The sequence below is a fragment of the Micromonospora sp. NPDC049171 genome (genome assembly GCF_040648275.1).
GTDB lineage: Bacteria > Actinomycetota > Actinomycetes > Mycobacteriales > Micromonosporaceae > Micromonospora.
The window spans coordinates 92,726-119,417 of record NZ_JBEZDJ010000005.1; the positions used below are offsets into that span (position 1 = coordinate 92,726).

Below are 26,692 nucleotides of genomic sequence, written 5' to 3' on the forward strand. Positions count from 1 at the left end.
GGCCTCGGCGCGGCAAACGCGTTTCGCCCGGTCGCGCCCCGGGTAGGCGGATCGGATGACTACCACCGCCGCGCCGAGCGTGGACGCCGTCATCGTCGGGGCCGGTCACAACGGTCTCGTGGCGGCCAACCTGCTGGCGGACGCCGGCTGGGAGGTGGTGGTGCTGGAGGCGACAGCGGTGCCCGGCGGCGCGATCCGCTCCGCCGAGGTGACCGCGCCCGGCTACCTGAGCGACCTGTACAGCTCGTTCTACCCCCTCGGGTACGCCTCACCGGTGCTGCGCGACCTCGACCTGGGTCGGCACGGCCTGTCCTGGCGGCACGCGCCGGACGTGTTGGCGCACCTGCTGCCGGACGGCCGGGCCGCGGTGATCAACCGGGATCCGGACGTCACCGCCGCCTCGCTGGAGCAGTTCGCGCCCGGCGACGGCAAGCGCTGGCTCAACGCGTACACCGACTGGGTCGAGGTGGCCGAGCCGATGCTGACGGCCATCACCTCGCCGTTCCCGCCGGTCCGCGGCGGGTTGGGTCTGCTGCGTCGGCTGCGTGTCGCCGGCGCGTTGCGACTGGCGCGACGCCTGGTGGTGCCGGTCCGCAAGCTCGGCGACGAACTCTTCGACGGCGCCGGCGGGCCGGCCCTGCTGGCCGGCTGCGCCCTGCACACCGACCTGTCCCCGGAGGAGGCCGGCTCCGGGGTGTACGGCTGGCTGCTGGCCATGCTCGGCCAACAGATCGGCTGGCCGGTGCCCGAGGGCGGCGCGCAGCAGATCACCAACGCGCTGGTGGCCCGGCTACAGGAACGTGGGGGGACGATCCTCTACGGCGCCCGCGTCGACCGGGTGCTCACCGCCCGGGGCCGGGCGATGGGGGTACGCACGCAGGGCGGCTCGCTCTGGCGGGCCCGCCGGGCCGTGCTCGCCGACGTGCCCGCGCCAGCGCTGTTCCTCGACCTGGTCGGCGCGGCGGCCCTGCCGTCACGGCTGGTGGAGGACCTGGCGCACTTCCGGTGGGACGGGTCGACGCTGAAGGTGGACTGGGCACTCTCCGCGCCGGTGCCCTGGACCAACCGGGAGCTGGCCGGCGCCGGCACCGTGCACCTCGGCGCGGACCTCGACGGGTTGACCTACTACGCGGGCGAGTTGGCCCGTGGCGAGCTGCCCCGCGACCCGTTCCTGCTGGTCGGGCAGATGTCGGTGGCCGAACCCAGCCACTCTCCGCCGGGCACCGAGTCGCTCTGGGCGTACACCCACCTGCCGTTTCGCCGGGACTGGCGCGCCGAGGACGTCGCCGGGCACGTGCAGCGGATGGAGGAGGTGCTGGAGGCGGCGGCCCCGGGGTTCCGGCAACGTGTCGTCGGCCGACACGTGGCCGGGCCCGCCGACCTGGAGAGCGACAACCCGAGCCTGGTCGGCGGTGCGCTGGGCGGCGGAACCGCCGCCGCGTACCAGCAGCTCTTCCTGCGCCCGATTCCCGGCCTGGGCCGGGCGGACACCCCGGTGGACCGGCTCTTCCTGGCCAGCGCCTCGGCGCACCCCGGCGGCGGGGTGCACGGCGCACCGGGCGCGAACGCGGCCCGCGCGGCGCTGGCCCGCGACCGTGCCCTCACCGGCCCCGCCTACGCCGCAGCCATAGCCAAGGCCCACAAAACCATCTACCCCACCTAACCCACCCCCACCCCCCACCCCCACCCCTGCCCCCCACCCCCCGCCGAGTCCCGTTGATCATGAGGTTATAGCGGCGACACGCCGATGCGAGTGGCTATAACCCCATGATCAACGGACGGGTGGGGGGTGGGGGTGGGGAGGGGAGGGGAGGGGAGGGGGTCAGCGGGGGTGTTAGCGGGTTATGTTGCGGTGTTTGCTGCGGAGGCGGAAGGGCATCAGGGCGCTCTCGACCTTGGTCGCGGTGGTCATCTTGGAGATGCCGTCGCGGCGCTCCTCGAAGCGGATCGGCACCTCCAGGATGGTGTGCCCGAGCTTGGTGGCGAGGTAGTGCATCTCCACCTGGAAGCTGTAGCCGTTGGACTGCACCCGGTTCAGACCGATGTCGCGCAGCGCGTCGCCCCGCCAGATCTTGAAGCCGGCGGTCAGGTCCCGGATGCGTACCCGCAGCAGGGTGTGCACGTAGAGGTTCGCCCAGCCGCTGAGGGCCCGACGGTACAGCGGCCAGTTCTCGTCCAGCTCACCACCGGGCACGTAGCGGGAACCGATCACCACGCTCGCCTGGGTGGACAGCAGCGCGCCCAGCATCCCCGGCAGCGCCTCCGGCGGGTGCGACAGGTCCGCGTCCATCTGCGCCACGTACTCGGCGCCGCCCTCGATCGCCCGGGTCATCCCGTCGACGTACGCCCGACCGAGGCCCTCCTTGCCGGCCCGGTGCACGACCTCCACCCGGTCCGGATGTTCGATGGCCAGCTTGTCGGCCACGTCACCGGTGCCGTCGGGGGAGTTGTCGTCGGCGACGAGGATGCGCAGGCCGGGCAGTGGCAGGGCGAGCAGCCGCTCCACAAGCGTGGGCAGGTTGCCCGCTTCGTTGTAGGTGGGCACGACGACGGTCAGGCGTGCGTCCCGCCACGGCGACGGCAGCTGCACAGGCACGATCATGCGGACATCCTCGGTTTGCGGACAGGGGGCTCCCGGAAAGGGTATCCAGTTGTCACATTCGGGTTGAAGAGGCACCCCTACCGGGCGTTGCGCACGGCGGTGCCGTACCGGGTGTGGGCATCGATCCCGCTGGTCGCAGGCGTTGCGTCAGCGTCGGCGACGGGCCACGGCGGTGAGGGCTAGTGCCGCCGCGGCGAGCGCGACACCGGACAGCGCCGGCTTGTGGGTGCCGACCCAGAGCGCCGCCGACCGGTTGCGCGCCCGGTCGTGGAACACGCCCTCGGTGCCCCGGTCCGTGTCGTCGTCGCCGGGCTTGTCGAGATTGTCCCGCCAGGTACGCGGATCGATCTTCTCGCCGGTCTGCTGACTCTCGTAGCCGTCGCGGGCCAACTTCCGGTCGAGCAGGCCGGGAAACAGGATGTCCGCCAGTCGGGCCTGCCACGTCGGGCCGCCCACGTTCAGCTCCCGGGTGCCACGGTCGGCGGCCCAGACGATGGCCCGGGCGGCCAACTCCGGCGTGAAGATCGGCGGCACCGGCTGCGGGTGCCGGGGCAGCCGGGTGCGGACCCAGGAGAACTGCGGTGTGTTGATCGCGGGCAACTGCACCATGGACAGCTTCACCCCGGGGCAGTCGTGCAGCAGCTCGGCGCGCAGCGAGTCGTTGAACCCCTGGACGGCGTGCTTGCTCGCGCAGTACGCCGACTGCAGCGGGATCCCCCGGTAGGCCAACGCCGAGCCCACCTGCACGATCGTGCCCCGCCCGTGCGCCCGCATGTGCCGCAGCGCGGCCAGGGTGCCGTGCACGGTGCCCAGGTAGGTGACCTCGGTGACCCGGCGGAACTCACGCGCCGGGATCTCCCAGGCCGGGGCGAACACCGACGCCATCGCGTTGTTGATCCACAGGTCGATGCCGCCCCACCGGTGCACCACGTCGTCGGCGGCCTGCTGCACCGCACCCGCGTCGGCCACGTCGACGCGGTACCCGCGCACGTCGGCGGCACCGCGCAGGCGACACTCCCGCTCTGCGGCGGCCAGACCCGCCTCGCCCCGGGCCAGCAGCGCCAACCGGGCGCCCCGGGCCGCGTACGCGTGCGCGACGGCCCGACCGACGCCGGCACTCGCCCCGGTCACCACCACGGTCTGCGTCACGATGTCCCCTTCTGTCGGGTGGCGATGTCGGCGAGCCGGTCCAGCGTCTCCCGGTTGCGCAGGTGCAGCACCAGGTCGTTGACCTTGTTGCGGACCCAGCGCAGCGGACCGGCGGCGAAGTCCTCCCCGAGGCGGACCCGGGTGGCGCCCCCGTCGACAGGTTGCAGCGTGAAAGCCACGATCGCCTCGCCGGCCGGCCAGAGACCGGCCTTCAGCACGAGCCGGTGCGGCGGTTCGCAGACCAACACCGTCGACGCGTCCTGCAGGGAGAACGGCCACGGTCCGGCGCGGTGGTGCAGTTGGCTGCCCACCCGGGGCCAGGCGTCGTCCACGTCGCGTACGTGAGCTGTCCCGACCACCCAGTCGCTGTACGTCCACCCGTCGGCGAGCACGTCGAACACCTGCTGCGGGGGAGCGTCGATCACTTTCTCCACAATCGCCACTGGGCTCCCATACCCTGAGCACGGCAGGGGCTAACGGCTGGCGGGTTAGCTTCTCCGGCACGGCGGGTAAGGCCGACACGGGCACTGCCGGCGGCACCGGTCCGGCGCCTCCGCGGCGACGTTTACTCCTCGGGGCGCAGGGAACCCGCCGGCTGTGCGACAGGACCAGGAGGATCCGTATCAGCGCAGGTCAGCCCGGGCATACGCCACTGCTGACCGCGCCGGTTCCAGGTCCGTCGACAGCTCAGCGGGAGTCCTGTACGACGCGGTGTTGCTCGACCGTGACGGCACCCTGATCGAGGACGTGCCGTACAACGGTGACCCGGAGAAGGTGCGGCCGGTGCCGGGGGCGCGGGCGGCGTTGGACCGGCTGCGGGCGGCCGGGCTGCGCCTGGCGGTCGTGACGAACCAGTCGGGCCTGGCCCGGGGCTTCTTCAGCGCCGAGCAGATGTGGGCGGTGCACGCCCGCGTCGAGGAGCTGTTGGGTCGGTTCGACGCGTGGCTGATCTGCCCGCACGACGACGCCGACGGCTGTACCTGCCGCAAGCCGGCACCCGGCCTGGTGCACGCCGCCGCCCGCGAGTTGGGCACGACCGCGTCCCGGTGCGCGATGGTGGGCGACATCGGCCGGGACGTCGCCGCCGCGCTGGCCGCGGGCGCCGCCGGGGTGCTGGTGCCCACCCCGGTGACCCGGCCGGAGGAGATCGCCGCCGCCGGCTGGGTGGCCCACGATCTGCCGGCGGCGGTGGACGAGATCCTGCGCCGCCAACAGGCCGTGCAACCGGTGACCGCGTCGGGGGACCCGGTGCGGACCGCGTTGGTGGTCCGGTCGGATTCGGCGGGGGACGTGCTGGTCACCGGGCCGGCTATCCGCGCCGTCGCGGCCGGAGCGCAGCGGGTGGTGCTGTTGTGCGGGCCACGCGGCCGTGCCGCCGCCGACCTGCTGCCCGGCATCGACGAGATCATCGAGTACCCGCTGCCGTGGATCGACAGCACGCCGGGGCCGGTCGACCCGGAGTCGGTGCGGAGCCTCACTGCCCGCCTCGGCGCGGTCGGCGCGGACCAGGCGGTGGTGTTCACCTCGTTCCACCAGTCCGCCCTGCCGCTGGCGCTGCTGTTGCGGATGGCGGGGATCGGCCGGATCGCGGCGATCAGCGACGACTACCCCGGCTCGCTGCTGGACATCCGGCACCGGGTGCCGGTGGGTGTGCCCGAACCCGAGCGGGCCCTTTCCCTCGCCGCCGCCGCCGGCCATCGGCTGCCCGACGGCGACGAGCCCGTGCTCCGGCTGCGCCGCGACGCCGTGGCGCCGCGCCCGGCCGAGCTCGGCGACCCGGGGTACGTGGTGCTGCACCCGGGCTCGGCCGCGTCGAGCCGGGCCTGCCCGCCCGAGGTGGCGACCCGGATCGCCGGGGCGCTGACCGCCGCCGGGCATCGGGTGCTGGTCACCGGCGGCCCCGACGAGCGTGGGATCACCGCCCGGGTGGCGGCTGCCGGCGGCACCGACCTGGGGGGTCGGACCGACCTGGCCGGGTTGGCCGCGATCGTCGCGGACGCCAGCGCGGTCGTGGTCGGCAACACCGGCCCCGCGCACCTGGCCGCCGCGACCGGCGTACCGGTGGTGAGTCTGTTCGCGCCGACCGTGCCGTTCGGCCAGTGGGGGCCCTACCGGGTGCCCACCGTCCGGCTCGGCGACGCCGCCGCGCCCTGCCGGGACACCCGGGCGGCCAGCTGCCCGGTCCCCGGGCACCCCTGCCTCAGTGGTGTCGACCCGGACGAGGTGGTCGACGCGCTGCGGACGCTCGCCGTCAGCGGTGGTGGCCGACGATGAACATCCTGCTCTGGCACGTGCACGGTTCCTGGACCACGTCGTTCGTGCACGGCAGTCACCGCTACCTGATTCCGACCACACCCGACCGCGGCCCGTACGGCCTCGGCCGGGCCCGCACCTACCCCTGGCCGGACAGCGCGGTCGAGGTCACCCCGGAGGACCTGCCGGACACCGACGTCGACCTGGTCATCCTGCAACGGCCGGAGGAGATCGACCGGGCGCAGGAGTGGCTGCGCCGCCGCCCCGGCCGCGACCTGCCCGCGATCTACGTCGAACACAACACCCCGAAGGGCGACGTGCCGAATACCCGGCACCCGATGGCCGACCGCGACGACCTGCTCATCGCCCACGTCACCGGGTTCAACCAGATCTTCTGGGACACCGGCGCCACCCGCACCACGGTGGTCGACCACGGCATCGTCGCTCCCTCGGCGACCTACACCGGCGAGCTCGACCGACTCGCCGTGGTGATCAACGAGCCGGTACGACGAGGTCGGGTCACCGGCACCGACCTGCTGCCCCAGTTCGCCGAGATCGCGCCGCTGGACGTGTTCGGGATGGGCGTCGCCGGCCTGGCCGACCACCTCGGGCTGCCCGCCGACCGGCTCACCAGCCACGACGACGTGCCCCAGGACCGGATGCACGCCGAACTGGCCCGGCGGCGCGCGTACCTGCACCTGTGCCGGTGGACCTCGCTCGGGCTCAGCCTCATCGAGGCGATGGCGATCGGCATGCCGGTCGTCGCGCTCGCCACCACCGAGGCGGTGACGGCGGTGCCCCCGGAGGCGGGGGCCCTCGCCACCCGGACCGACACCCTGCTCGACGCCGCCCGCCGGTTCATCGCCGAACCGGCGACCGCGCGCCAGGCCGGCGCGGCGGCGCGAACCGCCGCGCGGGACAGGTACGGCCTCGACCGTTTCCTCGCTGACTGGGACCGGCTGCTGGAGGAGGAAGTATGCGGATCGCGATGATCTCGGAGCACGCCAGCCCGCTCGCCGTCCTCGGAGGGGAGGACGCCGGCGGTCAGAACACGCACGTCGCGGAGCTGTCCGCCGCGCTCGCCGCCGCGGGGCACGAGGTGCGGGTCTACACCCGCCGGGACGCGTTCGACCTGCCGGTGACCGTACGCAGCCCGGACGGGTACGACGTGGTGCACGTGCCGGCCGGCCCGGCCGAGCCGGTGGCCAAGGACGCGTTGTTGCCGCACATGCGGGAGTTCAGTCGGTGGCTGATCGAGCGCTGGCGGGGCGGGGACTGGGTGCCCGAGGTGATCCACGCGCACTTCTGGATGAGTGGTCTGGCGGCGTTGACGGCCGGTCGGCAGACCGGGGTGCCGGTGGTGCAGACGTACCACGCGTTGGGCACGGTGAAGCGCCGCTACCAGGGCGTACAGGACACCAGCCCGGCCCGGCGGGTGTCCTACGAGCGCGAGTTGGGCCGCTCGGTGGACCGGATCGTGGCGCAGTGCCGCGACGAGGTGGGCGAACTGGTCCGGATGGGGGTGCCCCGGTCCCGGATGACAGTGGTGCCGTCGGGGGTCAACCTCGGCACGTTCGCCCCGCTCGGGCCCGCCGCCGACCGCGATCCGGGACGCGCCCGGATCCTCACCGTGGGCCGGCTTGTCGAACGCAAGGGCTTCCAGACCGTGATCCGGGCGATGGCACTGGTGCCGGACGCCGAGTGCGTGGTCGTCGGCGGCCCACCCGAGGGGCTGCTGGAGACCGACCCGTACGCCCGGCGGCTGCGGGCCCTCGCCGAGTCGTGCGGGGTCACCGACCGGGTGCACCTGGTCGGCGCGGTGCCCCGGGAGGAGATGGGCCGCTGGTACCGCTCGGCGGACCTGCTGGTCGCCGCACCCTGGTACGAGCCGTTCGGGCTGACCCCGCTGGAGGCGATGGCCTGTGGGGTGCCGGTCGTCGGCACCGCCGTGGGCGGCATCCGGGACACCGTGGTCGACGGGACGACAGGTGACCTCGTGCCGGCCCGGGACCCGCAGGCGCTGGCCGCCGCGATCCAGGGCCTGCTCGACGACCGGATCAGGCGCTTCGCGTACGCGACGGCGGCGCGTGAGCGGGCACGGGCGCGGTACTCGTGGGCGGCCACCGCCGAGCGGCTGGTCGAGGTCTACAGCGAGGTGGCCGCCGTCCGCCGGCCGGCCCGGGTGGTGGCCTGATGCCGGCGGGGAGCCTGCTCGACACCCACCTGACGAACCTCGCGGCGGCGCTGGTGCCGTACCGGCGGTGTGAGTCGCAGCTGGCGCGCTGGGGTGCGGACCTGGCCCACCGGCTGGCCGCCGGGGGGCGGCTGCTGGTGGCCGGCAACGGCGGCAGCGCGGCGGAGGCCCAGCACCTCACCGCCGAGCTGGTCGGCAAGCTTCACCACGACCGTCAGCCGCTGTCCGCGATCGCGCTGCACGCCGAGACGAGCGCGCTCACCGCCATCGCCAACGACTACGGCTACACCGACGTGTACGCCCGTCAGGTGCGCGCACACGGTCGTCGCGGCGACGTCCTGCTGCTGCTCAGCACGAGCGGCACCAGCCCCAATCTGGTCCGTGCCGCCCAGGCCGCCCGCGACGTCGGCCTGACGACCTGGGCCCTCACCGGCGGGGCTCCCAATTCCCTCGCCGACGCCTGCGACGAGGTGCTGGCCGTGGCGTCGCCGGACACCCAGGTCGTCCAGGAGTTGCACCTGGTGACAAGTCATCTGCTCTGCGAGTACCTCGAACAGGAGTTGCCCGCCGCGCTGGCGGCAGTCGCCGATCCGGTGGCTGTCCACCCCGCGGCGGGGCAGCCGGCACCGGTGCGCACTGGCGTCGAGGTGGTGCTCGACGGTGGGCCCGGACAGCAGGTCGACGCGTGAGGATGGGGAGGCAAGCGTGAGGGGACCGGTGGTGGTGCTCGGGGACACCCTGCTCGACCGGGACGTGGAGGGGGTGGTGAACCGGCTCTGCCCGGACTCGCCGGTGCCGGTCCTGGACGAGACCGCCGCCAGCGACCGACCGGGTGGCGCCGGTCTGGCGGCGGTGTTCGCCGCCGCGCAGGGCGCCGAGGTGGTGCTGGTGACCGCGCTCGCCGACGATGCCGGCGGGGCCCGACTGAGCGCGCTGCTCGCGGCGGCCGGCGTGCAGGTGTTTCCGCTGGCCCTGTCTGGTGCGACGCCGGAGAAGATCCGGCTGCGGGCGCGGGGTCGGGTGCTGCTGCGCCACGACCGGGGCGGTGCGTCCGGGGAGCCGGGTCAGCCCTCCGACGAGGTGCTGCGGGTGATCGGCGCGGCGTCCGCGGTGCTGGTCAGCGACTACGGCCGGGGGGTGGCCCGGCAGCCCGCGCTGCGTGACGCGTTGTCCGCCACCCGCGCGCCGGTGGTGTGGGACCCGCACCCCCGTGGCCCGGCGGCGATCCCCGGCGTCCATCTGGCCACCCCGAACGAGTCGGAGGTGCGTGACCTGGTCCCCGCACTGCCCGGTGCCTCCCGGCTGGCCGCCGCGTCGCGCGGTGCGCAGGGGCTGCGGCGACGCTGGCGGGCCGGTGCGGTGGCGGTGACGCTGGGCGGGGACGGCGCGCTGCTCTGCCATGCCGGGTCGACGCCGTTGGTGGTGCCGACCCCGGGCAGCGCCGAGGGGGACACCTGCGGGGCCGGCGACAGGTTCGCGGCGGCCGCCAGTCTGGCGTTGGCCCAGGGCGCGCTGGTCTCCGAGGCGGTGCAGGCGGCGGTCGCCGAGGCGTCCGCGTACGTCGCCGGTGGGGGAGTGGCGGCGGCACTGCCGCCGCCGGCACGGCCCATGCCGACGAGCGTCGTCGGCCTGGGAGGTGACCGGGTGGGCGTCGCGCCGGTCGCCACGCTGCTTGCCGAGGTACGGGCCACCGGCGGCACGGTGGTGGCCACCGGCGGTTGCTTCGACCTGCTGCACGCCGGGCACGTGGCCACCCTGCAGGCCGCCCGACAACTCGGCGACTGCCTGATCGTCTGCGTGAACTCGGACGCCAGCGTGGCCGGGCTGAAGGGGCCGGATCGACCGGTGATGTCCGAGGGCGACCGCGCTCGGCTGCTGGCCGCCCTGAGCTGTGTCGACGCGGTCCTCATCTTCGACGAGCCGACCCCGGACGCGGCCCTGTCCTGGGTCCGACCGGACCTCTGGGTCAAGGGTGGCGACTACGCCACCGGCGGTGGCGACGCCGCCGCCACCCTGCCGGAGGCGGAGGTCCTGAAACGGTGGGGCGGGAACACGGTGGTGGTGCCCTACCTGGACGGTCGCTCCACCACCGACATGATCGTCCGGACGCTCGCGGAGCGGACCCGATGACCGCCACGCGGCCGGGTGCCGGGCCCACCGTCCTGGTCACCGGTGGTGCCAGTGGGCTCGGTGCCGCGGTGGTCGCCGCGGTGGCCGCCTCCGGTGGGCGGCCGGTCGTCCTGGACCGGCAACCGCCGGCCGACGGGGTGTCCTGGACCGAGTGCGACCTGGCCGACACCCGGGCCGCCGAGGTGGCCACCCAGCACCTCGCCGAGCAGGCCGGCGGCCTGGACGCGGTGGTCACCGCCGCGGGAACGGACGTCCCGGGTCGACTCGCCGACGTGCCGGGGGAGACCTGGGACCGGATCATCGCCGTGGATCTGCTGGCCACCGCGGCGGTGATCCGGGCCGCCCTGCCGTTCCTGCTGACGTCCCGGGGCCGCATCGTCACGGTCGCCTCCACGCTGGGCGTCAAGGCGGTCAGCGACGCCACCGCCTACTGCGCGGCGAAGTTCGGTGTGGTCGGCTTCACCCGCGCCCTCGCCGCCGAGCTCGCCGGTCAGGTCGGCGTCACGCTGCTCATCCCCGGCGGGATGCGCACGTCCTTCTTCGACGAGCGCGACCCGCAGTACAAGCCGGGGCCGGACGCGATCCTCAACGATCCCGCCGACACCGCCGCCGCGATCATGTTCGCGCTCAACCAGCCGCCCGGCTGCGCGGTGCGGGAGCTGGTGGTCTGCGCCGAGCAGGAGACCTCGTACCCGTGATCCTCGTGCTGCGCGCCCTCGGCGTCGGCGACCTGGTGACCGCGGTGCCCGCGCTGCGGGCGCTGCGGGCCGCGTACCCCGGTCGGGAGTTGGCGCTCGCCGCGCCCGCCTGGCTGGCCCCGCTCGTCGACCTGGTCGGCGGTGTCGACCGGCTGGTGGACACCGCCGGGCTGGACCGGCCGCCGCGGGTCGGGTCGGCGGTGTCGGTCGCGGTGAACCTGCACGGGCGCGGCCCGCGGTCGCACCGGGTGCTGGCGACCACCCGACCCGGTCGGCTGCTCGCCTTCGCCAACGCCGACGCCGGCCACGTCGACGGTCCGCGGTGGTCCGTCGACGAGCACGAGGTGGACCGGTGGTGTCGGCTGCTGTCCTGGTACGACATCGCGGCCGACCGCACCGACCTCGGTCTGCGTCGGCCCGGGGCGACCGGGCTGCCCACCGGTGTCACAGTGCTGCACCCCGGCAGCAAGATCGCCGCCAAGCGGTGGCCCGCGCGGCGGTTCGCCGCGCTGGCCCGGGCGCTCACCGAGCAGGGCCACCGGGTGTTGCTCACCGGCTCGGCCGACGAACGGGCGTTGGCGGCGCGGGTGGCCGACGCGGCCGGCCTGGGGCCCGACCAGGTGCTGGCCGGGCGGACCGACCTCGGCGCGCTCGCCGCGCTGGTGGCCGGTGCCCGTCTGGTGGTCAGCGCGGACACCGGGGTGGCCCACCTGGCCACCGGGTTCGGTACGCCGTCGGTCGTGCTGTTCGGGCCGGTGCCGCCGGCGCACTGGGGGCCGCCGGTGGACCGCCCCCGGCACCGGGTGCTCTGGGCCGGCGAGGGCGATTGGCCGGGGTGGGACGGGGTAGGAAGCCACCCGACGATGGCGGCTCTGCGCACCGACGAGGTGCTGGCCGCCGTGGCCGAGGTGGAATGGGTGGTGCGGGTCTCCGGTGCGGTTGCGGCGTAGCGACCCGGGTGGACCGGGGTACGGACGGCGCCGGCGCGGACGGGGCTGGCTCTTCGTCGACCCGGCCGGAGATCCGGTTCGGGACCCGCAGGTGCTGGCCCGGCTGCGGGAGCTGGTCATCCCGCCGGCCTGGCAGAACGTCTGGATCGCGCCGCACGCCAACGGGCACATCCAGGCGATCGGGATCGACGCGGCCGGGCGCAAGCAGTACGTCTACCACCCACGGTGGCGGGAGAAGCAGGACGAGGCGAAGTTCGACCACATGCTGGAGGTGGCCCGACGACTGCCGGCGCTGCGCGAGCGGGTGGGGCGGGACCTGGACGGCCGGGGGCTGGGCCGGGACCGGGTGCTGGCCACGGTGGCCCGTCTGCTGGACATGGGGATGTTCCGGGTCGGCAGCGACCAGTACGCGGCCGGCGACGACCCGACGTACGGGGTGTCCACCCTGCGCCCCGAGCACGCCCGGTCCCGGGGCGGCTGCGTGGTCTTCGTGTTTCCCGCGAAGGGTGGCATCGAGCAGGTACGCCGGATCGAGGACCCGGAGCTGTGCCAGGTGTTGCTCAATCTGCGCAGCCGCCGGCGACGGGCCGACCGGCTGTTCGGCTACTGGGACGGCCGGGAGTGGCGCGACGTGCGCAGCGACGAGGTCAACGGCTACCTGCGCGACGCCAGCGGCGGCGAGATGACCGCCAAGGACTTCCGCACCTGGCACGCCACGGTGCTCGCCGCCACCGAGTTGGCCACCGCCGGCCCGGCTCGCTCGGTGACGGCCCGGCGCAAGGCGGTGGTTGCCGTGATGCGCGAGGTGGCCGGCCTGTTGGGCAACACCCCGACGGTGGCCCGTGCGTCGTACGTGGACCCGCGGGTGGTCGACCTCTACCACGACGGGGTGGTGGCGTCGGTGGACCCGCGGGCACCCCGCGAGGAGGCCGAGCGGGTCGTCCTGGAGTTGCTGGAGAAAGCCTGACCGGGCCGCGGGCTCAGGTCGCCGCTCGCCGTTGGATCAGGGCGTCGACGCCGTCGAGGATCCGGTCCAGGCCGAAGGTGAACTCGTCGTCGGGGTCGTCGTCCTGGTTGAGCACCCCGGCGGCCAGCACCCGTTGCAGGGCCGGAAAGCGGGCCGGGTCGATGAGCTGGGCCAGCAGTCGGCCGTACGCCGGCATCATCTCACTCGGCTTGGCGCCGGTGGCCTGGCTGCCCTCGGCGATCTGGGACGCGAGGGTGGCCTCGTTGCGCACGTATCCGGTGAGCAACAGCAGCGTGGACATCTTCTCGCCCTCGGCGAGCGCGGTGCCGTCGAGGCAGCGCAGCCCGTCCTCCATCCAGCCGAGTTGTTGCGGGGTGATCGGTGGGCCGGTGATGGGCACGTGCAGCAGCCAGAATCGTTGCCGCAGCACGTCGTGCTCGGCCCAGGCCCACCGGGTCAGCCCGGCGCGCCAGTCGGTGTCCGGCGGGGGCGGGCCGGGCGACGGGCCGTACCCGGCGTCCACCATGAGGGTCAGCAGCTCGTCCTTCGAGCCGACGTAGCGGTAGAGGGCCATGGTGGCGGCGCCCAACTCCTTGGCCACCCGGCTCATCGAGACCGCGGCCAGCCCGTCGGCGTCGGCCACGCGTACGGCGGCGTCCACGATGGCGGGCACGCTCATGCCGGGCCGGGGGCCCTTGGGGGGCCGGTCCCGCAGTCCCCAGGCGTACTCGATGGCCGGCGGTAGAACCGGCCCGCTGTCGTCTGTCTTCGCCGCCACTTTTCCTCCTTGCCTCGCCATCCTAGTTCTGCGTATGGTCTACGCATAACAGCGTATGCCATACGCAGAAGGGGGCTGGATCATGACGACGATGACCACACCGGCACCGCGGGCGGGCCGGCGGGAGTGGATCGGGCTCACGGTGCTGATGCTGCCGCTGCTCCTGGTCTCGATGGACGTCTCGGTGCTCTACTTCGCCGTCCCGTTCATCAGCGAGGAACTACGTCCCACCGCCACCCAACAGCTGTGGATCTTCGACACGTACGGCTTCGTACTGGCCGGGCTGCTCATCACGATGGGCGCACTGGGTGACCGGATTGGCCGCCGCCGACTCCTGCTCCTCGGCGCGACCGCGTTCGGGGCGGCGTCGCTGCTCGCCGCGTACGCCGACAGCGCCGCGACGCTGATCGCCGCGCGCGCCGTCCTCGGCATCGGCGGGGCCACCCTGATGCCCTCCACGCTCGCCCTGGTCCGCAACATGTTCCACGACGCGAAGCAGCGCGGCACCGCGATCGGCATCTGGACCGCCACCCTCACCGGCGGCATCGCCATCGGGCCGGTGCTCAGCGGCATCCTGCTGGAGCATTTCTGGTGGGGCTCGATCTTCCTGATCAACATTCCGGCGATGCTGCTGCTGCTCCTGCTCGTCCCGTTCCTGGTGCCCGAGTTCCGCAGCCCGGCGACCGGGCGGTTCGACCTGCTCAGCGCCGCACTGTCGCTCGGCGCGCTGCTGCCGGTGATCTACGGCATCAAGGAGATGGCCCGCGACGGGGTCAGCGCGCCACGGGTGCTCGTCATCGTGGCCGGCCTGCTGGTGGGCGCGCTGTTCCTGCACCGGCAGCGGACCCGGGCGTACCCGATGGTCGACCTCGCGTTGTTCCGCCGCCGCGGCTTCGCCGGGTCGCTCGCGGTCAACGTGCTGGCGATGTTCGCCATCGTCGGCTTCGCCATCTTCACCACCCAACACCTCCAGTTGGTGCTCGGCCTGAGCCCGCTGCGCGCGGCACTGTGGAGCCTGGTGCCGTCCCTCGCGGTGGGCGGAGTCGCACCGGCCGCCGCCGCGCTCGCCCAGCGCGTCGAACGGGCGTACCTGATCGGTGCGGGCTTCGCGATCGCGGTGCTCGGTTTCGCGGTGCTGACCCAGGTCACGCCGGACTCGGCGCTGTGGGTGCTGCTGGTCGGCGCCAGCATCTACGCGGGCGGCCTGGTGCTGGTGATGTCGCTCGTCACCGAACTGGTCCTCGGCGCGGCACCGCCCGAGCAGGCCGGCGTCGCGTCGGCGCTGACCGAGTCCAGCAGCGAACTGGGCGGCGCCCTGGGGATGGCCCTCCTCGGCAGCGTGGGCGCGGCGGTCTACCGGCGGGAGGTGCTCGACGGGCTGCCCGCCGGGCTGCCGGAAGGCGCCCGCGACGCGGCCCGGGAGACGCTGGGCGGTGCCCTGGCCGTGGCCAACGGGCTGCCCGCCGACCTGGGCGACGCGGTACTGCACGCCGCCCGGGTCGCCTTCACCGACGGTCTGCACCTGGCCGCGATCGCGGCAATGCTGGCGATGCTGCTGGGCGCGGTGGCCGCGCTGACCACGCTGCGCGGCGTCCGACCGGCCGACGTACCCGGGGCGCTGCCGGCCGACCCGCCCGCGACCGGGGCGCTGCCGGCGGCTTCGGCGCCGGGCGCGGCTTCGGCGTCGCGCGCCGGGGCGTCGGCCGAGGCGTAGCCGACCGACATGATCGACTCGGTTTCCTGAAAAGCGGGCCGTCCCAGACGTGGGGAAGCCGCGGTTTTCAGGAGACCGAGTCGATCAAGCGCCAGGAGGCCGGCCGAGTCGACAGGCCGGTCGGTCAGTCGGTGAGCACGTGCGCGAGCCGGTCGCGGAAGCGCCGCTCGGAATCGCTGACGGTCTCGCCCCCGATGCCCAGCAGCCCGCCGCTGGACGCGGCGCCCACCACCTGCTCGGCGATCTTCACGAGCCAGTGCTTGTACGCCCCGGCCTCGCCCTCGTCGACCCGCGCGGCCAGCAACGCGCCGGCCTCGCCGGCCCGCAGCAGCACGTCGTCGATGTACGCCGCGGGGTCGGCGGGCGCGATGGCCGGCAACTCCTCGCCGGTGTCCGGGTCACCGACCCGGGTGACGATCTCGCCGGCCACGGCGGCGACCAGCGGGCTGGCCGACTCCCGACCAGCGGAGATGGTCTCCAACCCGGCCGCGGTCTCCGCCATGGTCCGGCGGGTGCCGTCGGACTCGGCGGCGCTCGCCGCGGTCAGCACCGACTGCGGCAGGCCGACCAGCAGCCCCCACTCCCCGTCGGAGAAACCGAACCCGGTGTACGCCGGCTGCTCGATCACGGCAACGCCCCTTCCGCCCTGCTCAGTGTGGTCAATCCACGGGCCCCGCACCGGTGCCCGGGTCAGGCTAGTCCAGGGTCAGCAGGCCCTGTTCGGACACCACGCGCACCGACAACGTCTTGTACCCGACCTCATCGAAGAGAACCGTCATCTTGTCGTCCTCGTAGGAGAGCACCATGCCGCGCCCCCACTCCGGGTGACGCACCTGGCTGTGCACCGGGAACGGCCCGACCGCGCCCTGGTCGGCGACGCTGGTGCCGGCGTGGCAGTTGTCGCAGTGCCCGCAGACCTCGGCCATCTGCTCACCGAAGTAGGCCAGCAGGGTCTGCCCCCGGCAGGCGCTGGTCTCGGCGAAGGCCCGCATCATGTCGGTGCGGGACCGGGTCACCGTCTGCTGGCGCTCCGCCTCGGCCAGTGCCGCCGCGGCGGCCTCGGTCGGGTTGGGGGAGTAGCGGGGCGCGCCGACGCGCTGCCGGGCCCGCGGCTCGGCCGCGCCGATCTGCTCCAGCAGGGAGAGATACTGGCCCAGCTTGCGCGGCCCGAGGCCGGTGGTCTCGCGCAGTTCGGTCTTGGTGGCCGGCTTGCGCCGCAGCAGCGCGGCCAGGTCGCGTAGCTCGTCGGCGTCCGGCAGGCCGCCGCTGAAGAAGCGTTGCAGGCCCACGTCCTCGGCCCGCCAGAGCAGCAGCACCCGGGCCGGTTGCCCGTCGCGCCCGGCCCGGCCGATCTCCTGGAAGTAGCTGTCCGGCGAGTCCGGCAGTGCCATGTGCACCACCCAGGCGATGTTCGGCTTGTCGATGCCCATGCCGAACGCCGAGGTCGCCACCATGATGGGGACCTCGTCGGCGAGGAACGCCTCGTGCAGCTCCGCGCGGGCTCCGGCGGGCATGCCGCCGTGGTAGAACTGCGCCGGGAAGCCGGCGTCGGTCAACCGGGTGGCCAGTTCCTCGGCGGCGCGGCGGGTCGGCACGTAGATGATGCCCGGCCGCCCCTCGTCGCGCAGCATCGTCATCAGGCGCCGCCACCGGTAGTCCTCGTCGGGGCAGTGCGTCACCTCGACGAACAGGTTGGGCCGATCCAGCCCGGAGACCACCACCTCCGGGTCGCGCAGCCGCAGCCGGGCGATGATGTCGTCGCGTACCGGCGGGGAGGCGGTGGCGGTCAGCGCGACCACCGGCGGCCGGCCGATGCCCTCGATCAGGTGCCCGAGCGCCAGGTAGTCCGGCCGGAAGTCGTGTCCCCAGGCCGAGATGCAGTGCGCCTCGTCGATCGCCACCAGCGCCGGCCTCAGCGCGGCGACCTCGGCCATCCGGTCCGGGTTGCTCAGCTGCTCCGGTGTGATGAACAGGAACTCCGCCCGACCCTCGCGGATCTCGGTGATCGCCTGGGCCTGTTGGGTGGGCGACTCGTTCGAGCTGATCCGCACCGCCCGCAGCTCCGGGCGTTGCCGCTCGTTGAGCGAGGCGATCTGGTCCTGTTGGAGGGCCAGCAGCGGGGAGATCACCACGGTGGGGCCGGGGATCAGACTGGCCGGAATCTGGTAGATGGCCGACTTGCCGGCACCGGTGGGCAACACCACCAGGGCGTCACGTCGCTTCATCACCGCGCGCATGGCGGCCAGTTGGTTGGGCCGCAGCGCCTTCCAGCCGAAAAGGCTGCGGGCCGCGCGGCGCAACGTCATCGAGTGCGTGGACAGTTTCATCGAGGGCCGGAGGTACCCGAGCCCATGACCGCCGAAACGCATCCGGACGATCATGGGCTCTCGGTGATCCGCGGGTCAGCGCAGCCTGGGCAGGACCTCGCGCTGGTAGAGGTCGAAGAGGCCCTGGTAGTGCGGGCCGGTGTTGGCGACGTAGACCTCGTCGAAGCCGGCCTTGGCGTACTTGTCGATCATCTCCAGGTGGGCGTCGACGCTGTTGCCGCAGACGAACGCCTTCTGCACCATCTCCGGCTCGACCAGCTCGGCGGCCTGCTCGAAGTGTCGCGGTGAGGGGAGCACCTGGGACAACTCGCCCGGCACCCCGGCGTTGGGCCAGCGCTCGTACGCGATGCGCACGCCCTCGTCCTCGCTGTCGGCGTACGCCGCCTTGAACCCGGCCTGGCACGGCTTGTCGCCGCCGCCGTTCTCGCGGAAGCGCCGGACCATGTCGCCGTCGGGCATGGTGCTCACGTAGCCGTCGCCGATCCGGGCGGCCAGGTCGATGGCCTTCGGGCCGAAGCCGGAGACGTAGATCGACGGTGGCGTGTCGGGCAGCGTGTAGATCCGGGCGTTCTCCACGGTGTAGTGCTTGCCGCGGTGGTTGACGAAGCCGCCGCCCCACAGCTCGCGCAGCACCTCGACGGCCTCCTCCAGCATCTCCAGCCGGACGTCGGCCTGCGGCCAGGCATCGCCGAAGATGTGCTCGTTGAGGGCCTCGCCGGTGCCGACGCCGAGCACGAAACGCCCGCCGTGCAGCACCGCGCTGGTGGCCGCCGCCTGGGCGATCACGGCCGGGTGGATCCGCACGGTCGGGCAGGTCACCGCGGTGGTCACCGGCAGCGAACAGACCTGGCTGAGCGCGCCGATCATCGACCAGACGAAGGGGCTCTGGCCCTGTGCGTCCACCCAGGGGTGGTAGTGGTCGGAGATCCACAGCGCCTCGAAGCCGGCCCGTTCGGCACCACGTGCCTGTTCCAGCAGCTCGGCCGGTGTGAACTCCTCACTGGACAGAAAGTATCCGATCTTCATCGCTTTCCCTTCGGCGCGCGGACCTGCTGATGGGAAAGCCGTACCCCGGTCGGGGTCGGTCACACCCGGCTCGAAGAGCCGAAAGCGCTCAGCGTCGACCGAACATCGCCCGGATCGCGGCGAGCAGCAGCAGGGCGCCGACCACCAGGCCGAGCAGGCGTACACCGGGGATGTCGGCCGGGCTCGTCGCGTCGGCCAGCAGGGCGGGGTCCATCCCCGCACTCTCCCGCCGAGCGGGCCGTCGGGCAACTGTAAGGTTTATTGACTATTGAATCGCTCGGTGTGACCATGGCATGACCGCCTGCCGGTGGCGGTGCGCCGAGGGCGCGCGAGAGATGGGGTACGGGGGCCGCATGAGCGAGCGCAACCAGCGGGTCGACGGGGGTGCACCGACGCCGGTGATCAAGGCCGAGTGCCAGGAGGGGGTGGCGTGAGCACACCCACCGGGCACCTTCCGGCCCTCGCCGCCGCCGTCCTCCAGCCCGGGTTCGTCGGCACCACCCCGCCACCGTGGGTGTGCCGCTGGCTCGGTGCGGGCCTCGGCTCGGTGGTGCTCTTCGCCCGCAACGTCGTCGACCCCGAGCAGGTGGCCGCTCTCACCGCGACACTGCGCGCCGAACGCCCGGACGTCATCGTGGCGATCGACGAGGAGGCCGGCGACGTCACCCGACTGGAGTCGGTCCACGGCAGCTCCCGGCCCGGCAACTTCGCCCTCGGCGTGGTCGACGACCCCGAGCTGACCGAGGCGGTCGCCCGGGACCTCGGCGTCGAGCTGGCCGCGGCGGGGGTCACCCTCAACTACGCACCGGACGCCGACGTCAACTCCAATCCGGCGAACCCGGTGATCGGTGTCCGCTCGTTCGGCGCCGACCCGGCGCTGGTCGCCCGGCACACCGCCGCCTGGGTGCGCGGGCTCCAGGCCGGTGGCGTGGCGGCCTGCGCCAAGCACTTCCCCGGGCACGGCGACACCCGCGTCGACTCCCACCTCGACCTGCCCCGGATCACCGCCGACCGGGACCGGCTGGACACCTGCGAGCTGGTCCCGTTCCGGGCCGCCGTCGCGGCCGGAGTGCAGGCGGTGATGACCGGCCACCTGCTGGTGCCCGCGCTCGACCCGCACCTGCCGGCCACGCTGAGTCAGCGCATCCTGGGTGGGCTGCTCCGCGACGAGATGGGCTTCTCCGGGGTAGTGGTGACCGACGCGGTGGAGATGCGCGCGGTCGCCGACCGGTACGGCTTCGCCGGTGCGACGGTCCGCGCCCTCGCCGCCGGTGCCGACGCCATCTGCATCGGCGGCGAACGGGCCGACGAGCAGTCGGCCCTGGAGCTGCGCGACGCCATCGTGGCCGCCGTCGTCTCCGGGGAACTGCCCGAGGAACGCCTCGCCGAGGCCGCCAAGCGCGTCGGTCAACTCGCCGCCTGGACGGTGGCCGCCCGCACGGCCGGTTCGGTCGGAGCCCGCGACGCCGCCGACGTCGGGCTGGTCGCCGCCCGCCGGGCCGTCCGGGTCACCGCCGACCGGGCCGCGACGGTCGCGTTGCCGTTGACCCGGGCGGCGTACGTCGTCGAGTTCGAGCCGCTGCGCAACATCGCCATCGGCGCGGAGACCCCGTGGGGCATCGGCGCGCCGCTGGGCGAGCTGCTGCCCGGCACGAGCACCGTCCGCTACGCCGAACCCGACGTGCCGGCCGACCCGGGCGCCGGGGCGGGCGAGCGTCCCCTGGTGCTGGTGGTCCGGGACCTGCACCGGCACGACTGGATGCGCGACGCCGTGCGGCGCGCGTTGGCCGCCCGACCGGACGCGGTGGTGGTCGAGCTGGGCGTGCCCGAGGTGGTCACCGGAGCGGTGCACCTGGCCACCCACGGCGCCACCCGGGCCAGTGGACGGGCCGCCGCCGAGGTGCTGACCGGCGCCCGCTGACCGGCCCGCCTACGGAAGGTCGGCCACCAGGTCGGCGTACTCCGGGTGCTTCTCGATGAACGCGGCCATGAAGGGGCACTGCGGCACCACTGTGGTGCCGCGTGCCCGGACCTGGTCCAGGGTGCCCCGGATCAACGCCCCGCCCACCCCCTTGCCCTGGAAGCCCCGGTCCACCTCCGTGTGCGTGAAGACCAGGACCTCCCCCCGCATCAGGTACGCGGTGAAGCCGGCCAGCGCGTCGTCCACCAGGATCTCGAAGCGGTGCTTCGCCGGGTTGTCCTCGACCAGGGTGCTCATCCGGCCATTCTCCCCGCGCCGTCGACCAGCGCGTCCAGTTCGGTGAGCAAGCGGTCCACCTCGTCGGTGGTGTTGTAGTGGTAGATGCTGGCCCGCACCGCGCCGCCGCTGTCGCGCAGACCCATCAGCTGGAAGTACTCGTAGGCGTAGTAGTCGCCGACGGACAGGCAGAACCCGGCGGCGCCCAACGCCTCCTGGGTGGCCGCCGGCGACATCCCGGCGACCCGGAACGAGACAGTCGGGCAGCGCCGGGCCGGCGAGCCGTACACGGTGATCGCCGGCCGCCGTACCAGCCCGGCGAGCAGCCGATCCAGCAGCGCCTCCTCGTGCGCCTGGGCGGCGGCCAGCCCGGCCCGCAGCCGCGTACGCCGGTCGCCGACCGCGTCCGGGTCCAGGCCCGCCAGGTGGTCCACCGCCGCGGTCACACCGGCCAGGAGCGGGAAGCTCGGCGTGCCGTACTCGAACCGGTCCGGCACCGCGTCGGAGGACGGCACCAGCTTCGCCGGGCGCAGCGCCGCCCAGCGGGCCGGGTCGGCCACCATCGCCGCCAGGTGCGGCCCGGACCACTTGTACGCGCTGGTGACCAGCACGTCGGCACCGAGCGCGCTCAGGTCGGTCGGCCCGTGCGGGACCGAGTGCACCCCGTCGACGCAGACCAGCGCGCCGACCGCGTGGGCGATCTTGGCGATCGCCGGCACGTCCGGCATGGTGCCGATGGCGTTGCTGCCGGCGGTCACCGCGACGAGCCGGGTGCGCTCACCGACCAGGTCGGTGTACTGGGCCGCGGGCAGCTCGCCGGTCTGCCGGTCGACCTCGGCCCAGCGCACGGTCGCGCCGGCCGCCTCGGCGGCCTGCACCCACGGACGGACGTTCGCGTCGTGGTCGAGCCGGGACACCACCACCTCGTCACCCGGGCGCCAGGTCGCGCCGAGCGTGCGGGCCAGGGTGTACGTCAGCGCGGTGGCACTCGGGCCCAGCACCACCCCGGCCGGGTCGGCGCCGAGCAGGTCGGCCACCGCCGCGCGGGCCTCGGCCACCAGCTCCAACGACCGGCGACCCGGCACGTTGGCGGCGCTGCGGTTGCCGACCGCCGTCCGCATGGCGTCGGTGACCGCGTCGATCACGCCGGCGGCGGTCTGGGTGCCACCGGCCCCGTCGAAGTGCACGAAACCCTCGGTCAGGGCGGGGTAGGCGGCCCGGGTGCGGGCGATGTCGAAGGGCATGTCCCGGACCCTAGCCGGTGCTCCTGGTGCCCTGGTCAGCCGGCGGTGGATCACCATCGGGTGAGGGCGTCGCGGACGTCTCGTACTCTTGGCGGGGTGACGAACCGACCCGCCACCATCTCCCTGCCCCCCGCCCGCCGCGCCGCCGGTCTGTTCGCCGGTCTGGCGCTCGGCCTCGCCGTGCTCGCCGGTTGCAGCTCGCAGGGCGCCTCCACCGACTGCGGTCTGGACGCCTGCACCGTCACCTTCGAGCGGGGTGTCGACGCGAGCGCCACCATCCTGGGCGTCGAGGCCAAGCTGGTCGGCGCCGAGGGCGACCAGGTGACCGTCGAGGTCGCCGGTGAGCAGCTCACCCTCACCACCGGGCAGCAGGCCGCCGAGGCTGGAGGCTTCGCCGTCACCCTGGACAGCGTCACCGACCAGCAGGTCAAGATCCGCGTGGCGCGCAACCCGGGCAGTTGACCTGGGCGGGCGGTGGCGGGTAGACGTTTGGGGATCTCCAGAATCGGAGATTGTGGCGGCATGTCACTTACCCGTAGCGCCGAAGCCACCGCCTCCCGAACGGCGGACAGCCGGTGGCTGGAAGTTCTCGCCCGGGCCGGCTTCATCGGCTACGGCATCGTCCACCTCCTCTTCGCCTGGTTGGCGTTGCAGATCGCGTTCGGCACGTCGTCCGACGACGGCGACCAGTCCGGCGCGCTGCGTACCCTCTCCGCACAGCCCCTGGGTAAGTTCCTGGTCATCGCCGTCGCGGTCGGCCTGCTCGCCATGGCGATCTGGCAGGCGCTGGAGGCGGCGGTCGGGCACCGCGCCGAGCGCGGCAGGGAACGGGTCATCGAGCGACTCGCCTCGGCCGGCCGGACCATCGTCTACCTCTACTTCGCCTGGACCGCCTTCAAGGTCTTCAAGGATGTCGGCTCGAACAGCGCCGACCAGCAGGAGGCCCTGACCGGCAAACTGATGACCTCCAGCGGCGGCCGCTGGCTGGTCGGCCTGGCCGGGCTGGTGCTCGCCGCGATCGGTGTCGGCCTGGTCATCTACGGGGCCGTCAAGCGGTTCGAGAAGCACCTGAAGACCGGCGAGATGAGCGCCAAGACCCGGACGCTGGCCCGCCGGCTGGGCATGGCCGGTTACATCGCCAAGGGCGTCGCGTACGGCATCGCCGGTCTGCTGGTCATCGTGGCGGCGGTGAACTACGACCCGGAGAAGGCCCGTGGTCTGGACGCCGCGCTGCACGCGCTGCGCGAGCAGTCGTACGGCGTGTTCCTGCTGACCCTGGTCGCCCTGGGCATCGCCGCCTTCGGTGTCTACTGCTTCCTCCAGTCCCGGTACCGCAAGGTCTGAGCTGGTCGATTCCAGGAACGTCGGGCACTCTTGGGCTTTTGCCCGAAGTGCCCGACGCTCTGTCGAAGGGAAGCACCGAAACCGTGCAGAGTTATCTCGAAACGGCCGTCGCCGCGCTGGTCGCGGCGGCGGTCGCCCTGTTCCTGGTCGAGGTCGTCCACCGGTTGACCCGGCGGTTCGGCCGCCGATCCCAGCTGTTGACCGAGTTGACCGACCACGCGCACCGCCCGTTCCAGGTGGCCGGGACGGTCCTGGCCGTGCAGTTCGCCGTCCGGTTCAGCACCGGGTACGCGGTTGGCGAGACCTGGCGCCGGCAGCTCCTGCACCTGCTCATCCTGGCCGTCATCGCCACCACCGCCTGGCTGGTCGCCGCCCTGCTGGTCGTCGTCGAGGACACCGCGCTGGCCCGGTTCCGGGTCGACGTGCCCGACAACCGGCACGCCCGGCGGGTCCGGACCCAGGTGGTGATGCTGCGTCGCCTGACCATCGCGGTGATCGTCATCCTGACCGTCGGCGTGATGCTGATGACCTTCCCGAGCGTGCGGGGCATCGGCGCCGGTGTGCTGACCTCGGCCGGTGTGGTCGGTGTGGTGGCCGCGCTCGCCGCGCAGAGTCTGCTCGGCAACGTCTTCGCCGGCCTTCAGCTCGCCTTCAGCGACGCCGTCCGGCTCGACGACGTGGTCGTCGTCGAGGGGGAGTGGGGTCGGATCGAGGAGCTGACCCTCAGCTACGTCGTGGTGCAGATCTGGGACGACCGGCGGTTGATCCTGCCCACCTCGTACTTCACCAGCAAGCCGTTCCAGAACTGGACCCGGACCGAGTCGGCGGTGCTCGGCACCGCCGAGTTCGACGTGGACTGGTCGGTGCCGGTGCAGACCATGCGGGAGGAGCTGCGCCGCCTGGTCGAGGGCACCGAGCTGTGGGACGGGCGGGTCTGCGTCCTGCAGGTCACCGACGCCACCGGCGGGATGGTGCGGCTGCGTGCCCTGGTCAGCGCCGCCGACGCGGGCAGTCTGTGGGACCTGCGTTGCCTCGTCCGCGAGCACCTGGTGGCCTGGATCCGGGACAACCGCCCGACGGTGATGCCCCGGCTGCGTACCGAGCTGGGCGACGCCAACAGCAACCTGCCCTGGCAGTGGGTGCAGCCGCGCCGCCCGCCGCGCCGCCTGTCCGACACCGAGGCGCCCGACGACGCCCGCGTCTTCGGCGGCAGCGACGACGGCGACGCCCGCAGCGAAGCCTTCGTAGGCCCCGAAGAGCGTTGATCATGAGGTTATTGCCATCCCACCCGGCGTGTCGGGGCAATAACCTCATGATCAGCAGCTCGGTGGGGTGGGTTGGGAGGTTTGTTTGGGCTTGGGTGGGGGATGTGCTGCCGGACTTCTCTGGCGTGATCGCCCGGAAGCCGAACCTTCGGCGCGGCGTCGGACAACGGGAACGGTGGGCCGCTCGCCGCGTTTTAGGATTGACGAGCGGCAACTCCGGGCATACAGCGCGGTGATAGGGAAAGGAGGACAGCATGGCTGACGTGGCGAACGCCCGCACATCCCACAACGGGAGCGAGCCCTCCACCGCCGAGTTGGTGCAGCGGGCCACCGAGCAGGTCTCCCGTCTCATTCGGGACGAACTGGCGCTGGCCCGGGCGGAGTTGACCCAGAAGGGCAAGCACGCGGGCATCGGGATCGGCCTGTTCGGCGGCGGCGGCGCGCTGGCGTTCTTCGGCCTGGGTGCCCTGGTCGCCACGGCGATCCTGCTGCTCGACCTGGTGCTGCCCGCCTGGGCCGCCGCGCTGATCGTGGCGGTGGCCTGTTTCCTGGTGGCCGGCGTTCTCGCCCTGGTGGGCAAGAAGCAGGTCAGTCGGGCCGTCCCGCCGGTGCCGGCGGCCACGGTCCGCAGCCTCCGGGCCGACGTGGACACCGTCACCGCCGCGGTGAAGGACAGGGGGCGGCAATGACCGGCAACGGGACCGGCGACACGGAGGCCCTCCGCGAGGAGATCCGCCGCACCCGGGTCGAGTTGGGCGAGACGATGGAGGCGTTGGCCGCCAAGGCCGACGTCAAGGCCCGCCTGAAGGAGTCCGCCGAGCAGGCCAAGGAGCGGATGCGCGAGCAGGCGGCGCAGACCGTGGCCCGGGTTCGCGGGCAGGCCGTGCGGGGCGTCGGGATGGCGCGGGCACAGGCCTACGAAAAGGGTGGGTTGGTACGCGCGCAGGCGTATGACAAGGGTGAGTTGGTGCGCCGCAACCCGGTGCCGTGGGCGGCCATCGCGGCCGGTGCGGTGGCCACCGTGGTGGTGCTGATGATCGTGCGGGGGAGGCGTAGGTGAGCAAGAGCATCGGTAGGGTCGCGTACCGGCCGGTCGGCGTGTTGTTGGGTATCGCCGCGGGCACGGTGGCGGGTGCGATCTTCCGGCAGGTCTGGAAGGTCACCGCGGGCGACGGTGAGGCGCCCAGCGCGACGGACGAGGATCGCGGCTGGGGTGAGGTGCTGGCCGCCGCGGCGTTGCAGGGCGCCATCTTCGCCGTGGTCCGGGCTGCTGTGGACCGCGGTGGCGCGGTCGGCGTCCGACGGATGACCGGCAGTTGGCCAGACTGATCGCCGGCGACTTCAGCCCCCTCCCCGCATCGATGGGAAGGGGGCTTTCGCATGACATCGGACGCCGCCCAGCGGATCTCAGGCATCCGTCAGGTCACATGTCGGAGAAATTCGTTCCAGGGGTCGTGACAGACTTTTTGCGTACGTGATTTGCTGGTCCACGCTGTTGCGAGATGGCGTGGGTTGAGAGAAGTCTCCTTCGTGGGGCCGCCTCAGACGCCGCTGCTCGAAAACGGCCAATTGGCCGCACGGCGTGCACGGCCACCAGTTGTTAGAAGGAGATACACATGGCTCAGGGAACCGTGAAGTGGTTCAACGCTGACAAGGGCTTCGGCTTCATCACCGTCGATGGTGGGGGTGCTGACGTGTTCGTCCACTTCTCGGCCATCCAGACCAGCGGCTACCGCTCGCTGGAGGAGAACCAGCGGGTGGAGTTCGAGATTGCACAGGGTCAGAAGGGCCCGCAGGCCGAGCAGGTCCGTCCCATCTGAGTGAGACGGCCGGCTCGCCGGCCAGTGGGATGAC

Annotated in this window: 28 protein-coding genes; 18 read left to right on the plus strand and 10 right to left on the minus strand. The window is 73.1% G+C overall.

Going from position 1 to position 26,692, the window contains the following annotated elements:
* Positions 1–55 precede the first annotated feature (55 nt).
* Positions 56–1,663: an NAD(P)/FAD-dependent oxidoreductase gene (locus AB0B14_RS08280; RefSeq protein ID WP_357069065.1), complete on the plus strand. Its 1,608-nt coding sequence runs from the start codon at positions 56–58 to the stop codon at positions 1,661–1,663.
* A gap of 171 nt (positions 1,664–1,834) precedes the next feature.
* Here the strand turns inward: AB0B14_RS08280 and AB0B14_RS08285 are convergent, their stop codons facing one another.
* The 3 genes from AB0B14_RS08285 to AB0B14_RS08295 all read right to left on the minus strand — a co-directional run bounded on the left by AB0B14_RS08285 (position 1,835) and on the right by AB0B14_RS08295 (position 4,194).
* Complete coding sequence (locus AB0B14_RS08285) at positions 1,835–2,602, minus strand: polyprenol monophosphomannose synthase (RefSeq protein WP_357069067.1); 768 nt, start codon at positions 2,600–2,602, stop codon at positions 1,835–1,837.
* A gap of 147 nt (positions 2,603–2,749) precedes the next feature.
* On the minus strand, positions 2,750–3,751 hold the full coding sequence (locus tag AB0B14_RS08290; protein WP_357069069.1) for an SDR family oxidoreductase: 1,002 nt from the start codon (positions 3,749–3,751) through the stop codon (positions 2,750–2,752).
* A complete protein-coding gene (locus AB0B14_RS08295) occupies positions 3,748–4,194 on the minus strand; it encodes an SRPBCC family protein (RefSeq protein WP_357069071.1) in 447 nt (148 codons plus the stop codon). Before AB0B14_RS08295 ends, AB0B14_RS08290 begins: the two co-directional genes overlap by 4 nt.
* A 154-nt stretch (positions 4,195–4,348) precedes the next feature.
* Between AB0B14_RS08295 and AB0B14_RS08300 the strand changes: the two genes are divergently transcribed.
* Genes AB0B14_RS08300 through AB0B14_RS08335 form a run of 8 tightly spaced genes read left to right on the plus strand, consistent with a single transcriptional unit; the run spans position 4,349 to position 12,943 of the window.
* Positions 4,349–6,025: an HAD-IIIA family hydrolase gene (locus AB0B14_RS08300; protein WP_357069073.1), complete on the plus strand. Its 1,677-nt coding sequence runs from the start codon at positions 4,349–4,351 to the stop codon at positions 6,023–6,025.
* Positions 6,022–6,996 carry a glycosyltransferase gene (locus tag AB0B14_RS08305; RefSeq protein WP_357069075.1) on the plus strand — a complete coding sequence of 325 codons (975 nt, stop codon included), beginning with the start codon at positions 6,022–6,024 and terminating at the stop codon, positions 6,994–6,996. The genes AB0B14_RS08300 and AB0B14_RS08305 overlap by 4 nt, the downstream gene beginning before the upstream one ends.
* Positions 6,981–8,198: a glycosyltransferase gene (locus AB0B14_RS08310; RefSeq protein WP_357069077.1), complete on the plus strand. Its 1,218-nt coding sequence runs from the start codon at positions 6,981–6,983 to the stop codon at positions 8,196–8,198. Before AB0B14_RS08305 ends, AB0B14_RS08310 begins: the two co-directional genes overlap by 16 nt.
* Positions 8,195–8,887 (plus strand): SIS domain-containing protein, encoded by a 693-nt coding sequence (locus AB0B14_RS08315; RefSeq protein ID WP_357522100.1) that lies wholly within the window; start codon positions 8,195–8,197, stop codon positions 8,885–8,887. The genes AB0B14_RS08310 and AB0B14_RS08315 overlap by 4 nt, the downstream gene beginning before the upstream one ends.
* Positions 8,888–8,903: 16 nt before the next feature.
* Entirely contained in the window at positions 8,904–10,328 is a 1,425-nt protein-coding gene (locus AB0B14_RS08320; RefSeq protein ID WP_357521988.1) for a PfkB family carbohydrate kinase, read from the plus strand.
* Positions 10,325–11,026, plus strand: coding sequence for an SDR family oxidoreductase (locus AB0B14_RS08325; protein WP_357069081.1), 702 nt, complete (start codon positions 10,325–10,327; stop codon positions 11,024–11,026). Before AB0B14_RS08320 ends, AB0B14_RS08325 begins: the two co-directional genes overlap by 4 nt.
* The gene (locus AB0B14_RS08330; protein WP_357069083.1) at positions 11,023–11,976 is read left to right on the plus strand and encodes a glycosyltransferase family 9 protein; all 954 of its coding nucleotides are present in this window, start codon (positions 11,023–11,025) and stop codon (positions 11,974–11,976) included. The genes AB0B14_RS08325 and AB0B14_RS08330 overlap by 4 nt, the downstream gene beginning before the upstream one ends.
* Entirely contained in the window at positions 11,960–12,943 is a 984-nt protein-coding gene (locus AB0B14_RS08335) for a DNA topoisomerase IB (protein ID WP_357069086.1), read from the plus strand. Before AB0B14_RS08330 ends, AB0B14_RS08335 begins: the two co-directional genes overlap by 17 nt.
* Before the next feature lie 13 nt (positions 12,944–12,956).
* Here AB0B14_RS08335 and AB0B14_RS08340 read toward each other — a convergent pair whose 3' ends face one another.
* Positions 12,957–13,721, minus strand: coding sequence for a TetR/AcrR family transcriptional regulator (locus AB0B14_RS08340; protein ID WP_357069088.1), 765 nt, complete (start codon positions 13,719–13,721; stop codon positions 12,957–12,959).
* A 91-nt stretch (positions 13,722–13,812) separates the two neighbouring features.
* Between AB0B14_RS08340 and AB0B14_RS08345 the strand changes: the two genes are divergently transcribed.
* Entirely contained in the window at positions 13,813–15,435 is a 1,623-nt protein-coding gene (locus AB0B14_RS08345) for an MFS transporter (protein WP_357069090.1), read from the plus strand.
* Between the two features lie 124 nt (positions 15,436–15,559).
* Here AB0B14_RS08345 and AB0B14_RS08350 read toward each other — a convergent pair whose 3' ends face one another.
* From AB0B14_RS08350 to AB0B14_RS08365, 4 genes are all read right to left on the minus strand, one after another.
* The gene (locus tag AB0B14_RS08350) at positions 15,560–16,063 is read right to left on the minus strand and encodes a hypothetical protein (RefSeq protein ID WP_357069092.1); all 504 of its coding nucleotides are present in this window, start codon (positions 16,061–16,063) and stop codon (positions 15,560–15,562) included.
* A 67-nt stretch (positions 16,064–16,130) separates the two neighbouring features.
* The gene (locus tag AB0B14_RS08355) at positions 16,131–17,762 is read right to left on the minus strand and encodes a RecQ family ATP-dependent DNA helicase (RefSeq protein WP_357522102.1); all 1,632 of its coding nucleotides are present in this window, start codon (positions 17,760–17,762) and stop codon (positions 16,131–16,133) included.
* A 75-nt stretch (positions 17,763–17,837) separates the two neighbouring features.
* Positions 17,838–18,788 (minus strand): TIGR03557 family F420-dependent LLM class oxidoreductase, encoded by a 951-nt coding sequence (locus AB0B14_RS08360; RefSeq protein WP_357069094.1) that lies wholly within the window; start codon positions 18,786–18,788, stop codon positions 17,838–17,840.
* An 88-nt stretch (positions 18,789–18,876) separates the two neighbouring features.
* The gene (locus tag AB0B14_RS08365) at positions 18,877–19,002 is read right to left on the minus strand and encodes a hypothetical protein (RefSeq protein ID WP_255421242.1); all 126 of its coding nucleotides are present in this window, start codon (positions 19,000–19,002) and stop codon (positions 18,877–18,879) included.
* 216 nt (positions 19,003–19,218) lie between these two features.
* On the opposite strand from AB0B14_RS08365, the gene AB0B14_RS08370 reads away from it, so the two are divergent.
* The gene (locus tag AB0B14_RS08370; RefSeq protein WP_357521990.1) at positions 19,219–20,709 is read left to right on the plus strand and encodes a glycoside hydrolase family 3 N-terminal domain-containing protein; all 1,491 of its coding nucleotides are present in this window, start codon (positions 19,219–19,221) and stop codon (positions 20,707–20,709) included.
* A 9-nt stretch (positions 20,710–20,718) separates the two neighbouring features.
* Here AB0B14_RS08370 and AB0B14_RS08375 read toward each other — a convergent pair whose 3' ends face one another.
* A complete protein-coding gene (locus AB0B14_RS08375; protein ID WP_357069099.1) occupies positions 20,719–21,006 on the minus strand; it encodes a GNAT family N-acetyltransferase in 288 nt (95 codons plus the stop codon).
* Positions 21,003–22,229: a cysteine desulfurase-like protein gene (locus AB0B14_RS08380; RefSeq protein ID WP_357069101.1), complete on the minus strand. Its 1,227-nt coding sequence runs from the start codon at positions 22,227–22,229 to the stop codon at positions 21,003–21,005. The genes AB0B14_RS08375 and AB0B14_RS08380 overlap by 4 nt, the downstream gene beginning before the upstream one ends.
* A gap of 96 nt (positions 22,230–22,325) precedes the next feature.
* Here AB0B14_RS08380 and AB0B14_RS08385 point away from each other — a divergent pair, with 96 nt between their 5' ends.
* From AB0B14_RS08385 to AB0B14_RS08415, 7 genes are all read left to right on the plus strand, one after another.
* A complete protein-coding gene (locus AB0B14_RS08385; protein WP_357069103.1) occupies positions 22,326–22,691 on the plus strand; it encodes a hypothetical protein in 366 nt (121 codons plus the stop codon).
* Between the two features lie 60 nt (positions 22,692–22,751).
* Positions 22,752–23,573, plus strand: coding sequence for a DUF1206 domain-containing protein (locus AB0B14_RS08390; RefSeq protein ID WP_357069105.1), 822 nt, complete (start codon positions 22,752–22,754; stop codon positions 23,571–23,573).
* Between the two features lie 83 nt (positions 23,574–23,656).
* Entirely contained in the window at positions 23,657–24,838 is a 1,182-nt protein-coding gene (locus tag AB0B14_RS08395; RefSeq protein WP_357069107.1) for a mechanosensitive ion channel family protein, read from the plus strand.
* Between the two features lie 254 nt (positions 24,839–25,092).
* Positions 25,093–25,527 (plus strand): phage holin family protein, encoded by a 435-nt coding sequence (locus tag AB0B14_RS08400; RefSeq protein WP_357069109.1) that lies wholly within the window; start codon positions 25,093–25,095, stop codon positions 25,525–25,527.
* Positions 25,524–25,898: a DUF3618 domain-containing protein gene (locus AB0B14_RS08405; RefSeq protein ID WP_357521992.1), complete on the plus strand. Its 375-nt coding sequence runs from the start codon at positions 25,524–25,526 to the stop codon at positions 25,896–25,898. The genes AB0B14_RS08400 and AB0B14_RS08405 overlap by 4 nt, the downstream gene beginning before the upstream one ends.
* Positions 25,895–26,167 carry a DUF4235 domain-containing protein gene (locus tag AB0B14_RS08410; RefSeq protein WP_357069113.1) on the plus strand — a complete coding sequence of 91 codons (273 nt, stop codon included), beginning with the start codon at positions 25,895–25,897 and terminating at the stop codon, positions 26,165–26,167. The genes AB0B14_RS08405 and AB0B14_RS08410 overlap by 4 nt, the downstream gene beginning before the upstream one ends.
* A 287-nt stretch (positions 26,168–26,454) precedes the next feature.
* Entirely contained in the window at positions 26,455–26,658 is a 204-nt protein-coding gene (locus AB0B14_RS08415) for a cold-shock protein (RefSeq protein WP_030338233.1), read from the plus strand.
* The last annotated feature ends 34 nt before the right edge of the window (positions 26,659–26,692 follow it).

What these genes read in the sequence shown, in the direction of transcription:
- AB0B14_RS08280 (WP_357069065.1), top strand. Translation starts at nt 56, where the DNA reads ATGACTACCACCGCCGCGCCGAGCGTGGACGCCGTCATCGTCGGGGCC.
- AB0B14_RS08285 (WP_357069067.1), bottom strand. Translation starts at nt 2,602, where the DNA reads ATGATCGTGCCTGTGCAGCTGCCGTCGCCGTGGCGGGACGCACGCCTG.
- AB0B14_RS08305 (WP_357069075.1), top strand. Translation starts at nt 6,022, where the DNA reads ATGAACATCCTGCTCTGGCACGTGCACGGTTCCTGGACCACGTCGTTC.
- AB0B14_RS08310 (WP_357069077.1), top strand. Translation starts at nt 6,981, where the DNA reads ATGCGGATCGCGATGATCTCGGAGCACGCCAGCCCGCTCGCCGTCCTC.
- AB0B14_RS08325 (WP_357069081.1), top strand. Translation starts at nt 10,325, where the DNA reads ATGACCGCCACGCGGCCGGGTGCCGGGCCCACCGTCCTGGTCACCGGT.
- AB0B14_RS08345 (WP_357069090.1), top strand. Translation starts at nt 13,813, where the DNA reads ATGACCACACCGGCACCGCGGGCGGGCCGGCGGGAGTGGATCGGGCTC.
- AB0B14_RS08355 (WP_357522102.1), bottom strand. Translation starts at nt 17,762, where the DNA reads ATGAAACTGTCCACGCACTCGATGACGTTGCGCCGCGCGGCCCGCAGC.
- AB0B14_RS08360 (WP_357069094.1), bottom strand. Translation starts at nt 18,788, where the DNA reads ATGAAGATCGGATACTTTCTGTCCAGTGAGGAGTTCACACCGGCCGAG.
- AB0B14_RS08365 (WP_255421242.1), bottom strand. Translation starts at nt 19,002, where the DNA reads ATGGACCCCGCCCTGCTGGCCGACGCGACGAGCCCGGCCGACATCCCC.
- AB0B14_RS08375 (WP_357069099.1), bottom strand. Translation starts at nt 21,006, where the DNA reads ATGAGCACCCTGGTCGAGGACAACCCGGCGAAGCACCGCTTCGAGATC.
- AB0B14_RS08380 (WP_357069101.1), bottom strand. Translation starts at nt 22,229, where the DNA reads ATGCCCTTCGACATCGCCCGCACCCGGGCCGCCTACCCCGCCCTGACC.
- AB0B14_RS08390 (WP_357069105.1), top strand. Translation starts at nt 22,752, where the DNA reads ATGTCACTTACCCGTAGCGCCGAAGCCACCGCCTCCCGAACGGCGGAC.
- AB0B14_RS08400 (WP_357069109.1), top strand. Translation starts at nt 25,093, where the DNA reads ATGGCTGACGTGGCGAACGCCCGCACATCCCACAACGGGAGCGAGCCC.
- AB0B14_RS08405 (WP_357521992.1), top strand. Translation starts at nt 25,524, where the DNA reads ATGACCGGCAACGGGACCGGCGACACGGAGGCCCTCCGCGAGGAGATC.
- AB0B14_RS08415 (WP_030338233.1), top strand. Translation starts at nt 26,455, where the DNA reads ATGGCTCAGGGAACCGTGAAGTGGTTCAACGCTGACAAGGGCTTCGGC.